Source organism: Roseibium sp. (genome assembly GCF_965229775.1).
In the GTDB taxonomy this organism is placed as follows: Bacteria; Pseudomonadota; Alphaproteobacteria; order Rhizobiales; family Stappiaceae; genus Roseibium.
Map to the genome: position 1 here is coordinate 4700162 of NZ_OZ245929.1, position 12330 is coordinate 4712491.

The 12330-nt window shown below is 59.2% G+C and carries 11 protein-coding genes and 1 tRNA gene; 8 read left to right on the plus strand and 4 right to left on the minus strand.

From position 1 onward, the window contains the following. Positions 1 to 40: 40 nt before the first annotated feature. Entirely contained in the window at positions 41 to 283 is a 243-nt protein-coding gene (locus tag ACO07N_RS21180) for a hypothetical protein (protein WP_421982926.1), read from the plus strand. Positions 284 to 354: 71 nt separating this feature from the next. Here ACO07N_RS21180 and ACO07N_RS21185 read toward each other — a convergent pair. After that, positions 355 to 428, minus strand: a tRNA-Cys gene (locus ACO07N_RS21185). Between the two features lie 464 nt (positions 429 to 892). Here ACO07N_RS21185 and ACO07N_RS21190 point away from each other — a divergent pair. The 4 genes from ACO07N_RS21190 to ACO07N_RS21205 all read left to right on the plus strand — a co-directional run bounded on the left by ACO07N_RS21190 (position 893) and on the right by ACO07N_RS21205 (position 5380). After that, entirely contained in the window at positions 893 to 1810 is a 918-nt protein-coding gene (locus ACO07N_RS21190) for an ATP-grasp fold amidoligase family protein (protein ID WP_421982927.1), read from the plus strand. Between the two features lie 318 nt (positions 1811 to 2128). Continuing rightward, positions 2129 to 2791, plus strand: a complete 663-nt coding sequence (locus ACO07N_RS21195) for a protein-L-isoaspartate O-methyltransferase family protein (RefSeq protein WP_421982928.1) — start codon at positions 2129 to 2131, stop codon at positions 2789 to 2791. 251 nt (positions 2792 to 3042) lie between these two features. Then, on the plus strand, positions 3043 to 4395 hold the full coding sequence (locus ACO07N_RS21200; protein WP_421982929.1) for a TolC family outer membrane protein: 1353 nt from the start codon (positions 3043 to 3045) through the stop codon (positions 4393 to 4395). 259 nt (positions 4396 to 4654) lie between these two features. Further along, positions 4655 to 5380 (plus strand): PopZ family protein, encoded by a 726-nt coding sequence (locus ACO07N_RS21205; RefSeq protein WP_421982930.1) that lies wholly within the window; start codon positions 4655 to 4657, stop codon positions 5378 to 5380. A gap of 14 nt (positions 5381 to 5394) precedes the next feature. On the opposite strand, the gene ACO07N_RS21210 is transcribed toward ACO07N_RS21205, so the two are convergent. Next, positions 5395 to 5838 carry a DUF1284 domain-containing protein gene (locus ACO07N_RS21210; RefSeq protein ID WP_421982931.1) on the minus strand — a complete coding sequence of 148 codons (444 nt, stop codon included), beginning with the start codon at positions 5836 to 5838 and terminating at the stop codon, positions 5395 to 5397. Between the two features lie 182 nt (positions 5839 to 6020). On the opposite strand from ACO07N_RS21210, the gene ACO07N_RS21215 reads away from it, so the two are divergent. Together ACO07N_RS21215 and ACO07N_RS21220 are read left to right on the plus strand one after the other, a co-directional pair. After that, positions 6021 to 8951 (plus strand): valine--tRNA ligase, encoded by a 2931-nt coding sequence (locus tag ACO07N_RS21215; protein ID WP_421982932.1) that lies wholly within the window; start codon positions 6021 to 6023, stop codon positions 8949 to 8951. Positions 8952 to 9055: 104 nt separating this feature from the next. Then, positions 9056 to 9604, plus strand: a complete 549-nt coding sequence (locus ACO07N_RS21220; RefSeq protein ID WP_421982933.1) for a DUF2155 domain-containing protein — start codon at positions 9056 to 9058, stop codon at positions 9602 to 9604. A 10-nt stretch (positions 9605 to 9614) separates the two neighbouring features. Here ACO07N_RS21220 and ACO07N_RS21225 read toward each other — a convergent pair whose 3' ends face one another. Both ACO07N_RS21225 and ACO07N_RS21230 read right to left on the minus strand, forming a co-directional pair. Further along, the gene (locus ACO07N_RS21225; protein ID WP_421982934.1) at positions 9615 to 10088 is read right to left on the minus strand and encodes a GNAT family N-acetyltransferase; all 474 of its coding nucleotides are present in this window, start codon (positions 10086 to 10088) and stop codon (positions 9615 to 9617) included. A 41-nt stretch (positions 10089 to 10129) separates the two neighbouring features. Continuing rightward, positions 10130 to 10798, minus strand: coding sequence for an alpha/beta hydrolase (locus ACO07N_RS21230; protein ID WP_421982935.1), 669 nt, complete (start codon positions 10796 to 10798; stop codon positions 10130 to 10132). Positions 10799 to 11096: 298 nt separating this feature from the next. Between ACO07N_RS21230 and ACO07N_RS21235 the strand changes: the two genes are divergently transcribed. Further along, a complete protein-coding gene (locus ACO07N_RS21235; protein WP_421982936.1) occupies positions 11097 to 12266 on the plus strand; it encodes a cysteine desulfurase family protein in 1170 nt (389 codons plus the stop codon). Positions 12267 to 12330: the final 64 nt, after the last annotated feature.

Below are 12330 nucleotides of genomic sequence, written 5' to 3' on the forward strand. Positions count from 1 at the left end.
TTTGACACGTGTGCGACCAGCCGGATGACGGAGAGCTGCGATGGGGGTGTTGAGGTCACTTGTTGACGCGTTTTTGGGAACCAAGATCCGCGAATGGTCAACCGAATTGTCGTCCGGCAGGAAGCTCAAGCTCATTCTCAAGGAGCGGGATACGCGGCGCTATGTCCTGATACGCTTTTCAAGCGCCGGAGACTACCAATACGAACATCTGGAAGCTGATGAGGTAATGCGACTTGCCCAGGCGCTGGCGGAGATATCGGTTACCATGCAAAAAAAGACATGACCCGGGCTTTTGCTGATTCCGGAGATCTGCACGCCGGGCAAAATCCGATCAGAATGTCCTGGAACAGGAGATGGAGGCCCCGACCGGAATCGAACCGGTGTACACGGATTTGCAATCCGCTGCGTCACCACTCCGCCACAGGGCCTTTATGCCGTCTTTTCAGAGACTTAAGCGATTGCCTCAAGTGGTGTCAGGCAGTTTCGCAGCAAGTGTTAGGCAAATATCCGGTCCCGGAGTGTCCGTCAACCCGTCTTTGCGTTTTTCACACGCAATGCGCCGTCGACCTTCATACACGCGCACCCGAGCGTGTTGCGGTCGGTCGCTCCGCGGCTTCGCGTCGCCGTGCTGTACGACCGAGACGCCGGGAACACAAACGTCCGAAGCGCGGTTCATCAGGCTGCCGGTTGCGTGGACTGGGCCGGAACATTCTGCGCTCGTTGCCTAACCCGGAGTGCCCGAAACCCTTAGATTGAAAGCCGAACCGTTCTGAATGAGACGGTATCGTTTGCCGGGTGGCCTGGCCACCAGGCAACATGGGTGCGCCGTTGATGGGCATTGCGGCGCACCTTTGTTTTTCGCGGACGTGGATTGCGGACAACAGGGTGAAACATGCGCAGCATCGTGCTCTCCAGTGGCGGTCCGACCGGGTTCAGGCAGCGGCTGAAACACCTCATGTGGCGTTTGATCCAGGTGTTGCCGGACCGCAGCTTTGTTTCCCTCAAATTCTTTTCGATTGGCGGCCGCTTTCCAAACCTGGATGCGCCAAGAAACTTCACCGACAAGGTGCAGGTTCGAAAGCTCTATGACCGCGATCCCCGCTTTCCCGTCATGGTCGACAAACACGCGGTCAAGAATCTCGTCCGCGACCGGGTGGGTGAGGACTATGTCATAACAACACTGTGGGTCGGACGGGATCTTGCCGAGGTCGACTGGACAACGATCCAGCTGCCGGTCGTGGTGAAGCCGACGCACGGCAGCGGTCATGGCGTTTTTCTGGAACAACAGGAAGATATCAACAAGTTGCTAGAAAGCGACCTTCCAGAAAAATGGCTGGAAACCAGACACCATCGTCATAACCGGGAATGGGCATACGGACAATTTGAACCGCAACTGATCATTGAAGAAATGCTTCAGGGTGCAACGGATGCGCCGGATGACTACCGCTTCTTCGTGTTTTCCGGACAGGTCCGCCTGATTGCCGTCCGGTTACGGCGGAAGGGTGCCTCTTATGAGGCGTTTTTTGCACCCGACGGGACCCGTCTTGACCTGCAGACCGGGTATCGAACGCCTGCTTCCGGTGATGTCGCGCTGCCGGCGAGCCTCGCAACGATGATCCGGGTTGCCGAGCAAGTGGTGCGTGACACCGATTTCGTGCGCGTCGATCTTTATGCATTGGAAGACCGTGTTTTCGTCGGTGAACTGACGCTTTATCCCGGCGGAGGATTTCCGGGCTGTGTCCCGGATGCCTGGGACCGGAAACTTGGCGACATGTGGGATCTGCGCGCAAGGCCTCCTGCAAGAAGGTAGCTGCTTTTGTTGAACCACGGCCGGACCACGCTGCGCATGCTGCATGCTCGCGGGTATGCGCTTCAATTCGGTCCGGTCGCATTGTCGAACTGGTCCCACGTCGTGACGGCGCAGTCCGGGCCGTGTTTCCTTGTTCGATCTGCCTCACTGGCGCGCTGTCCACTCCGGTGCCCATCGTGCCTTCCAACCCGTTTCGGCGGCGTGCGTCACTTCGCGGGTCGATGCAATTGCGCCCGACACTTGTCAGGCCGTGTCTGCGTCGTTAATGAACCTATTTGTGAGGTGCCGGAAACCCGGCCAGGCAGAGCGAGGGCCGAAATGACGGACTATAGTCAGTCCCGCCGCAAGATGGTGGACAACCAGCTGCGGACCAACGATGTGACCGATCACCGGATCCTGGACGCCATGGAAGATGTGCCCAGGGAAAATTTCGTCCCGGCCTCCAGGAAGTCGGTGGCCTATATCGACGAAGACCTCCCGGTCGGGTCGGACGAGGGGGGCCGCGTTCTGATGAAGCCTCACATTTTCGGAAAACTGCTTCAGCTTGCAGACATCCGCGCGGACCATATCGTGCTCATCGTCGGGGCCGGCACGGGTTACAGCGCCGCGGTGATTGCGAAACTCGCCGCGTCCGTCGTTGCGCTCGAGGAAGACGAGGCCCTTTTCGGCGCAGCCACCGAATCGCTGGTCGAACTCGGTATCGAGAATGCCGTGGTGGTCGATGGACCGCTGACCGAAGGATTCTCCACCGAGGGTCCCTACGACATCATTTTCGTTGATGGGGCCGTGGAGCTTCTGCCCGAGACACTCACCAAGCAGCTGAAATCATCCGGCCGTCTGGTGGTGATCGAAGGGCAGGGCGGTGCCGGTGTCGCACGGCTTTACCAGAAGTCAGGAGAAGCGGTGAGCAGCCGATTCGGTTTCAATGCGTCGGTCAGTCTTCTGCCGGGCTTTGCCAAATCCGAGGAATTCGTTTTTTAACGAATTGGTAACCAGCTTGAACCAGTCTTCACTAGAAGATGGTGGGTTTTTCAATGCGGCGAATGGCTTATCCCGGTTTCGGGTTTGTTGCCTGAATGCCGCAGTCTCTGAAAAACGGATATAATCCGTCGCAATCGGTTGAAGAGTAACGTTCTTCGGTTTACTCAACTATCCTATATGTCGTGATCCGGAAGGAGCGTTGGGTGTCGTGTCGTTCAACATTTAAGGCAGCTACCATTGGGTTTATGCTGATGGGCGGGGTTGCTGCCGTTTCGTTGACCGGATTTGCAGTATCTCCTGCAAAGGCTGAGACGATCTGGCAATCGCTCGCATTGGCTTATGCCAACAATCCGAGCTTGAACGCCGCACGTGCAAGCTTGCGCGGTACGGACGAGGGTGTTCCCCAGGCCTTGTCGGGATGGCGTCCGACGGTGTCGGCAGCCGGTAGCATCGGAAGGAGCTGGAGCGACAGCAACACCGGAAATCTGAATTCTGTGCAGAACAACGCATCGATTTCGCTGACGGTCAGCCAGACCGTTTTCGCGGGTTTTCGGACTGTGAACTCGGTTCGCCAGGCCGAAGCGATCGTTCGCGCGCAACGGGAAAGCCTTATTTCCACCGAACAGGACACCCTGCTGTCGGCTGCGACCGCTTACGTAAGCGTGATCCAGGACACCGCGCTTGTGTCACTCCAGAGAAGCGATCTGGCCTTCCTCCAGGAACAGGTGCGTGCTGCGCGTGACCGGTTCGATGTCGGCGAGGGAACGCGGACGGACGTGAGCCAGGCGGAAGCCCGCGCCGCGGAAGCGCAGGCAAGCCTGAACTCGGCACTGGCGAACCTCAATGCAAGCCGCGCGGTTTATCGCCAGATCATCGGCATTGAAGCGAAGAATTTGTCCGCCGACACCGGCATTGCGAAGTTCGTTCCCAAATCGCTTGATTCTGCGCTGAAGACGAGCGAGACGAAACAGCCGCTCATCCGGCAGGCACAGCATCTTGTCGATGCTGCGATCTACAGTGTTAAAACCGCAGAGGGCGCACGTTTGCCGACAGTATCCCTCGACGGCTCCCTGTCGAGAAGCGTAAATCCTGGAACATTCTTTGCGGAAAACGTGGACTCCGCGTCCATCACCGGAAGTGTGAGCATCCCCATTTACCAGGGCGGCAGTGTCTCCTCCAGCATCCGGCAGGCGAAGGAATCCCTGGGCGAAACCCGGCTTCAGCTGGACGTGACGCGTGATCAGATTCGGGCAAACGTGATTTCGGCCTGGGGGAACTATCAGGCCGCCGAAGCATCGATCGTGGCAGCCCAGGCTGCCGTTGAAGCCTCGAAACTGGCCCTTGAGGGCGTGATCGAGGAACAGCGTGTCGGCCAGCGGACGACACTGGATGTTCTGGACGCCCAGCGTGAACTTGTAACCCAGCAGTCAAATCTTGTTCAGGCTCAGAGCAACCGCATCATCAGCGGCTATCAGCTGGTCTCGTCGATCGGCGGACTCAGTGCGACCGATCTGGGTCTGCGCGTGCAGATCTATGATCCGACCCAACATTACAAGGCGGTTCGGGGCAAATGGTTCGGTTCGAGGACGCCTGACGGCCGCTGAACCAACCAGACAAAATTCACAAACGGCTGGAAACCCCGGTTTCCGGCCGTTTTTCTGTTTGAAGGCGCGCACTACTGGCGTGTTCTTCGCATGTCGCTGCGATATCCGGCGTGATGAATACCGGACTTATGAGGGGATAAGGCAAACGGAACAGACGCGTTTGCTTTGCGGGTGTGTCTTCCAGACGCATAATTTCGATTAACGAATCATTTGCGACGCCGAATGTGCTGCAGCGCGGACGAAGTACACGGGGGAAGTCATGGCAGAGGCGAAAAAGGCCGACGAGCCGTCGATGGAGGAAATCCTCGCATCGATCCGCCGTATCATTTCCGACGAAGATGCACAGGGAGACGCCGGCAGCGAAGAAAATGAAGCCGAACAGCCTGATACTCCAGTAGAAGAAGCGGTGGAAGAAATGGGCGACGCTGCCGAAATGTCACAGGACGATCTCGACAAGCTGTTCGACGTGGAGCCGAGCGGTGGCGGCGGTGGAGACAGTGCGTCAGAAGATGAAGCCGATGACATGGCGGCGGCAATGGAAGCTGATGCCGCCGAAGACGAAGGCGATGACGATGTTCTGGAGCTGACCGAGGAACTCGCGGTACCGGACGACATGGAAATGGTGGAAGGTCTCGCGGAAGACTTCGACAGTCCGGGCGGTGACCTGTCGTTCGCTGAGGCACCCGAAGCGCCTCCGGCGCCCGCGCCGATACCTCCGTCCTCAATGGAGACATCGCCCGTTCCCGACGATTTGCCGGATGTGGCTGCCGATGCCTTCCTGACCTCCGACAATACCGGCGATGCGGTGCATGCCGCATTCGACAACCTGTCGAACATGTTTGTCGGATCGCAGGCTCAGACGGTGGAAGAACTTGTCAAGGAAATGCTGAGACCGATGCTGAAAGCATGGCTGGATCAGAACCTGCCTGGAATGGTCGAGCAGATGGTTCAGAAGGAAATCCAGCGCGTAACGCGCCGCCGCTGACGCGGGTCCGTACCCTACCGGCGATGTGGTTTCCTGCCCGGTTCCAGACGGCATCCCCGATAGTTTTTCGCCGCGATGGACGAACACATTGCTTGCCATTCGCAGCCGTCACAGGCTGTGCGGAACATGCCGTCTGCGTAGGCGCGGCGCAACGCCTCGACCTGCGCGCGGGTCAGATTGAGCTTCTGGCCAGGTTCCATATTCAGTCCCAGCAGCTCGTGGATGCGCCGTGACGCGGTATCGTCACGCGCCCTGATGCTTTCCTTGTGGCAGTGATGGTCGGCCTCGGCGAGCATCGGCCTGCAGATGTCATCCGGGCCATCCACGATTTCAAGCTCTTCACCTGAATTCAGCCGGTCCACGATGCGCGTGTAGTTTCGCACGAAAGGGGCCGTATATCCCTTTCCCAGAAATGTCAGCATGCAAAGAAAGTGATGGGGGCGGATCCGGATCGTCATGGCCGGTTTATGGCAGTAAATCCGATTGGACCCAAGTCCTGGAAGTTCAGCGCGCGCAAAGAATCCTCAAGGCTTCGTATCCTTGCCGCAATCAACGCATAACCGGTTGACTTGCGCGGACGCTTCCGATTTACACGGGGGCTCACGAATTTCGACAGACATCTTCCCTTCGAGTGACCCTGATGCTTGAAAAGACCTACGATGCGGCCAGCGTTGAGCCGCGGATTTACGAAACCTGGGAAAAGGTGGAGGCCTTCAGGGCCGGAGCGGGTGCCAAGGATGGCGCACCGGCCTTCTCGATCGTGATTCCGCCGCCGAACGTGACCGGTTCGCTTCACATGGGTCATGCCCTCAACAACACGCTGCAGGACATTCTGGTCCGCTGGAAGCGGATGCAGGGGTTCGATGTCCTGTGGCAGCCGGGCACCGATCACGCCGGCATCGCGACGCAGATGGTCGTCGAGCGCGAACTCATGGAAACCCAGCAGCCCGGCCGCCGCGAAATGGGCCGCGACGCGTTCGTCGAGCGTGTCTGGGAGCAGAAGCGGAAGTCCGAAGGCACGATCCTCGGCCAGTTGAAGCGCCTGGGCGCGTCCTGCGACTGGAGCAGGACCGAGTTCACCATGTCGCCCAATCTCTCCGCGGCAGTGCTCAAGGTTTTTGTCGATCTCTACAATGAAGGCCTGATCTATCGCTCCAAGCGCCTTGTGAACTGGGACCCCAAGTTCGAAACGGCGATTTCCGACCTTGAAGTCGAGAACATCGAGACCGACGGCCACATGTGGCACTTCAAGTATCCGCTGGCCGGCGGCGAGACATATGAATATGTCGAGAAGGACGAGAACGGGAACATCACCCTCCGAGAGACCCGCGACTACATCTCGATTGCGACCACGCGTCCCGAGACGATGCTCGGTGACGGCGCCGTTGCAGTTCATCCGGGCGACACCCGTTACGCCCCGATTGTCGGCAAGCTGTGTGAAATTCCGGTCGGGCCGAAGGAACATCGCCGGCTGATCCCGATCATCACCGATGACTATCCCGATCCGGACTTCGGTTCGGGCGCGGTGAAAATCACCGGCGCGCATGATTTCAACGACTATGGTGTTGCCCAGCGGAACAGGATCCCGATGTACCGTCTCATGGACACCAAGGGCGCGATGCGTTCCGACGGTGCGCCTTATGTCGAGGAAGCGGCGAAAGCGCAGTCGATCATCGACGGGGCCGAGATGACCGTCAACGAGGTCGACGAGATCAATATTGTGCCGGACGATTTGCGCGGCCTTGACCGGTTTGAAGCGAGAAAACGTGTTATCGAACAGATCACGGCAGAAGGCCTTGCGGTCATGGTTCCGGCGGATCATCCCGAGGTTGCCTGGATGAAGGGCCAGGCGCCGGACTGGCATCCGCAGGGGCGGGCCATCGTTCGCGCGCTCGGCGAAGAGGAAACCGGACCGTCCGCACTGCCGATGGTCGAATCCAAGAAGATCATGCAGCCGTTCGGCGATCGCTCGAAGGTCGTCATCGAGCCGATGCTGACCGACCAGTGGTTCGTCGATGCCAAGACACTGGCAGCCCCGGCGCTGAAGGCCGTTCAGGACGGCAACACCAAATTCGTTCCGGAAAACTGGGACAAGACCTACTACAACTGGCTGAACGACATTCAGCCCTGGTGTATTTCGCGTCAGCTCTGGTGGGGACACCAGATCCCGGTCTGGTATGACGAAGACGGCAACGAGTACTGCGCGGCGACCGAAGAAGAGGCTGTCGCGAAAGCCGGCGGCAAGGCTCTCACGCGCGACGAAGACGTTCTCGACACGTGGTTCTCTTCCGCGCTCTGGCCGTTCTCGACGCTGGGGTGGCCGCATGAGACGCCCGAACTGGAGCGGTATTACAAGACCGACGTTCTGGTCACCGGCTTCGACATCATCTTCTTCTGGGTGGCCCGCATGATGATGCAGGGCATTCATTTCATGAAGGAAGTCCCGTTCCACACGGTCTATATCAATTCGATCGTCGTCGACAAGAACGGGAAGAAAATGTCGAAGTCGCTCGGCAATGTTCTTGACCCGCTCGAACTGATCGACAGCTACGGTGCGGACGCGACCCGGTTTGCGCTTGCAAGCCAGGAAGTCCAGTCGCGCCGGACGCTGCGTATGTCAGACCAAGCGGCGGAAGGCGGCCAGCGTTTTGCGACGAAGCTCTGGAACGCGTCCCGTTTCGCCGAAATGAACGGCTGCGCGCGCGTCGAGGGTTTTGATCCCGCGGCCACGAAGCACACGCTCAATCGCTGGATCGCCACCGAAATGGGACGCTGCATCACGGAAGTGACGGCGGCGCTTGAGGACTACCGGTTCAATGATGCGGCCGGCGCGGTCTACAAGTTCACCTGGAACAGTTTCTGCGACTGGTTCCTGGAGCTTGCCAAACCGATCTTCAACGGTGACGACGAAGACGCCAAGGCTGAAACCCGGGCGACGACGGCATGGGCGATCGACGAGATTCTGAAGGTCCTGCATCCCTTCATGCCGTTCCTTACCGAGGAATTGTGGGAACGCCTTGGTGAAGAGGGACAAGCTGCCGGCGACTTGCTCATGCTCACGGCCTGGCCGGAGGCGAAGGTCTCGGACGATACGGCTGCCGCGGAAATCAACTGGCTGGTCAACCTGATTTCGGAAATCCGCTCGGTGCGTGCGGAAATGAACGTTCCGGCAGGTGCTAAGGTTGCCGTCGTGATCACGGGGGCGAGCGAAGAAACCAGGGAACGTTTGTCCACCCACGAATCCGCCGTACTTCGTCTGGCACGGGCTGAAAAGGTCGACCTTGCGGATGCAGCTCCGAAGGGCTCTGCGCAGATCATTGTCGGGGAAGCGACGGTGTGCCTGCCGCTTGCCGGCGTCATTGATCTGGGCGCCGAAAAAGCGCGCCTTGAAAAGGAAGTCGGCAAGCTCGACGCGGATATTTCCAAGATCGAGAAGAAGCTCTCCAACCCGAAATTCGTCGAAAAGGCCCCGGCTGACGTTGTCGAGGGAGAGCGCGAGAAGGTGTCCGAATTCACGGAAAAGCGCGCGAAGGTGCAGATCGCACTCGATCGATTGGCGGAGATCGGCTGATGCCGGGACGCGGCTCCGGGACGGTTGTCTTGCCGGGGCCGCAATTCGGTGCTAGCGCCAGCAATCTGGATAAAGCTATTCTAACCCCAGCGACTCAAACACCGATGGCAGACGTGGTCAAAACCTGGAATACAGCAAGACGAGTTTTAGCCGGGGCCGCTCTCGTTGTGTTTGCCCCCCTGGTTTTGCCGGCGTCGGCGCAGACCGAGAAAATTGAAAATCCGGTAGCGGTCTTTTCCGGGCTCGACAAGATCACCGGCCGGATCATTTCATTCGATGTCTATATCGGCGAAACGGTTCAGTTTGGCGCGCTCCAGGTGACGCCAAGGGTCTGTCATACGCGGCCTCAGACGGAGTCGCCCCTGACCACCGGTTTCGTGCAGGTAGACGAAATCACGCTCAACAATGAAGTGCGGCGGATTTTCTCCGGCTGGATGTATGCCGCCAGTCCGGGTCTGCACGCGGTGGAACACGCGGTCTATGATATCTGGCTGACAAACTGCAAGCTCGCGTCAACGGTTCCGCCGCCCGAAGACTATGACGGGCCGCCGATCCAGGGCGTCGTTGCCGATGGCGAGGACCCGCTCGCCGGACCGGATGATGGCGTTGAGTCCGGACCCGGCATACCGCGGAAAAAGCCGTTTCAGGGCTGAGGCTCAAAATTCACGTGATCTTTCGCGGCGCGTAACCGGGCTGTCTCAGCTCAAAGCCCACCTTGCTGCGCTTGAAGCCCATGTTCTCGTAGAACCCGTGCGCGGTCCGGTTGCCTGAACCGGACATCAGCATGATCTTGAAGCAGCCGGCCTCCCAGGACAGGTCAATTGCTGCCTTCATCACCCGTTTGCCGATGCCTTTGCCCCGGCACGATGTCAGCGTGACCACGTTTTCCACAAGAGCGTAGGGCGCGCAGGCGCGGGTGAGGTTGGGCACGATCACAAGCGTCAGCGTCGCGACCGGTTTGCCATCGAGGAACGCAAGCAGAACCGTCAGTCCGGGTTGCGCGAGCATCCGTGCGTAGGTCTGTTGCTGTGCGGATGCTTCGGCGGTGAGATCGTCCGGGTTGAGATCGTGATAGAGCGACAGAAGGTCGGAAAGGTCCGATGAGGTCGCCGGGCGGATCAGAAGATCTTCAGACATGAAAAAAGCCCGCCGGTCCGGCGGGCTCCTCTTGGAAAAGGTCAGTCGATATCGACGTAATCCTCTGGTGTCAGACCGAGCCGCCCGTCGACATAGGTGCCGCAACGCTCAAGCAGTTCGTCCATGTCGTTTTCGAAGAAGTGGTTGGCACCCGGGATTGTCTCGTGGTCGATCACGATACCCTTTTGCGTCTGCAGCTTGTCGACAAGGGTTTGGACATCCTTCTGCGGCACGACCTTGTCGTTGTCGCCGTGGACGATTAGTCCTGACGAGGGGCAGGGGGCCAGGAACGAAAAGTCATGCAGGTTTGCCGGCGGCGCAACGGAAATGAAACCCTCGACCTCCGGGCGGCGCATCAGAAGCTGCATGCCTATCCAGGCACCGAAGGAAAATCCGCCGATCCAGCACGCACGCGCGTCCGGATGTACGGTCTGGACCCAGTCGAGCGCTGCTGCCGCATCGGACAATTCACCCTGACCGTGATCGAAGGTGCCCTGAGACCGGCCCACACCCCGGAAGTTGAAGCGGAGAACCGCAAAACCGCGCCGCGCAAACATGTAGTACATCTGGTAGACGATCTGATTGTTCATCGTCCCGCCGAATTGCGGGTGAAGGTGTAGAACCAGTGCGATGGGAGCGTTGCGTTTTTTCGCGGGGTGGAACCGGCCCTCGAGCCGGCCGGCGGGACCGTTGAAGATCACCTCAGGCATGAAGCGCTATGTCCTTGTCATATTGTCGCGCCGAGACGGGAGGCGCTGAAATTTCGATTCTGTATACGTGATTTCCCGTAAGTCTAAACTTGACTCTTTGCCTCCGAGTTTCTAGAACCTTGTTTAGAATTATTCGAAAGTTCGCATCATCCGCCAAAGGCAGGCAACACTCGGTTCGACCGGTTGGGGGGTGTTATCGTCATCACAGAGAAAAATTTCAAGTTTTTCGAACATGTGTCTGGCAATAAAGCGGAATTTCGTCGCCGTCAAACTTGTCGATCCTGGCTTTTGAGGTCTCATGCCGCGTCTATCGGCCCCGATCTATCTCGATTACAACGCTGGAGCGCCGCTGCGCCCCGGCGCGCGGGATGCCATGATCGAGGTTTTGAAGGACACCGGCAACGCCTCCTCAGTGCACGCGAACGGCCGCAGGGCACGCGGCAGGGTTGAGGCCGCCAGGGACAGTGTTGCCCGGTTGTGCGGTGCGGGCACACGGTCGGTGACGTTCGTTTCCGGCGGCACGGAAGCGAACATGACCGCTCTGTCCCGCGTCTGGCAGGACGGCGGCAACCCGGTCTATCTGGACAAGCTTTTCATCAGCGCCGTCGAGCACCCTTCCGTAATGACGGGCGGCCGGTTCGCCGTGGCGGACCAGGTGATCGTCCCGGTTGACGGCGACGGCGTCATTCGTCTCGACGCGCTCAGACAATCCATTGAAGGTGCCGAGCCTGGCCTTGTTTCCGTGATGGCCGCCAACAATGAAACAGGTGTCATTCAGCCACTTGCGGAAATCGGCGCGATCGCACGCGAATACGGACACTTCTTCCACGTGGATGCCGTACAGGCCGCCGGCCGCATTCAGATCGACATGGAAAGCTGGCAGGCCGATGCAATCACTTTGTCCGCGCACAAGTTCGGCGGGCCGCAGGGCATTGGCGCGATCGTCTCGAGGTCGACGTCCAGATCGCCCGCACCACTGATGATCGGTGGAGGCCAGGAGAATTGGCGCCGGGGCGGAACGGAGAATGTTGCGGCAATCGCGGCATTCGGTCATGCGGCGGAAGACGCGCGGTCGGACCTCGATGCCGTCAGGCATCTGCAGGACTTGAAATCAAGGCTCGAAGCCGGATTGAAATCGGTCTGCCAAGACACAGTTATCTTTGGCGAGGGTGCCGACCGGCTGGCAAACACAACCTGTTTTGCCGTTCGGGACCTTCCCGCCGAGACTGCGCTGATCGCTTTGGATCTTGAGCGCGTATCAGTCTCATCCGGGTCGGCTTGTTCGTCGGGAAAGGTGTCCGTATCGCACGTTCTGACCGCAATGGGTGTGGACGAGGCGCTGGCGCGATGTGCGATCCGTGTGAGCATGGGCTGGGACACCCGGCCTGAGGAGATCGACGCATTTCTGGAGCTCTGGCCGGCGGTTGTCGACAGGCTCAACCCGAAGGCGCGCAGCAGGGCTGCGTGACGCGGTAATCCGGCGGGAGACCGCCAAAGCTATGGCCGGAACGCACCAGACGGTCCGGCGTGTG

What these genes read in the sequence shown, in the direction of transcription:
- ACO07N_RS21180 (WP_421982926.1), top strand. Translation starts at nt 41, where the DNA reads ATGGGGGTGTTGAGGTCACTTGTTGACGCGTTTTTGGGAACCAAGATC.
- ACO07N_RS21190 (WP_421982927.1), top strand. Translation starts at nt 893, where the DNA reads ATGCGCAGCATCGTGCTCTCCAGTGGCGGTCCGACCGGGTTCAGGCAG.
- ACO07N_RS21195 (WP_421982928.1), top strand. Translation starts at nt 2,129, where the DNA reads ATGACGGACTATAGTCAGTCCCGCCGCAAGATGGTGGACAACCAGCTG.
- ACO07N_RS21200 (WP_421982929.1), top strand. Translation starts at nt 3,043, where the DNA reads ATGGGCGGGGTTGCTGCCGTTTCGTTGACCGGATTTGCAGTATCTCCT.
- ACO07N_RS21205 (WP_421982930.1), top strand. Translation starts at nt 4,655, where the DNA reads ATGGCAGAGGCGAAAAAGGCCGACGAGCCGTCGATGGAGGAAATCCTC.
- ACO07N_RS21210 (WP_421982931.1), bottom strand. Translation starts at nt 5,838, where the DNA reads ATGACGATCCGGATCCGCCCCCATCACTTTCTTTGCATGCTGACATTT.
- ACO07N_RS21215 (WP_421982932.1), top strand. Translation starts at nt 6,021, where the DNA reads ATGCTTGAAAAGACCTACGATGCGGCCAGCGTTGAGCCGCGGATTTAC.
- ACO07N_RS21220 (WP_421982933.1), top strand. Translation starts at nt 9,056, where the DNA reads ATGGCAGACGTGGTCAAAACCTGGAATACAGCAAGACGAGTTTTAGCC.
- ACO07N_RS21225 (WP_421982934.1), bottom strand. Translation starts at nt 10,088, where the DNA reads ATGTCTGAAGATCTTCTGATCCGCCCGGCGACCTCATCGGACCTTTCC.
- ACO07N_RS21230 (WP_421982935.1), bottom strand. Translation starts at nt 10,798, where the DNA reads ATGCCTGAGGTGATCTTCAACGGTCCCGCCGGCCGGCTCGAGGGCCGG.
- ACO07N_RS21235 (WP_421982936.1), top strand. Translation starts at nt 11,097, where the DNA reads ATGCCGCGTCTATCGGCCCCGATCTATCTCGATTACAACGCTGGAGCG.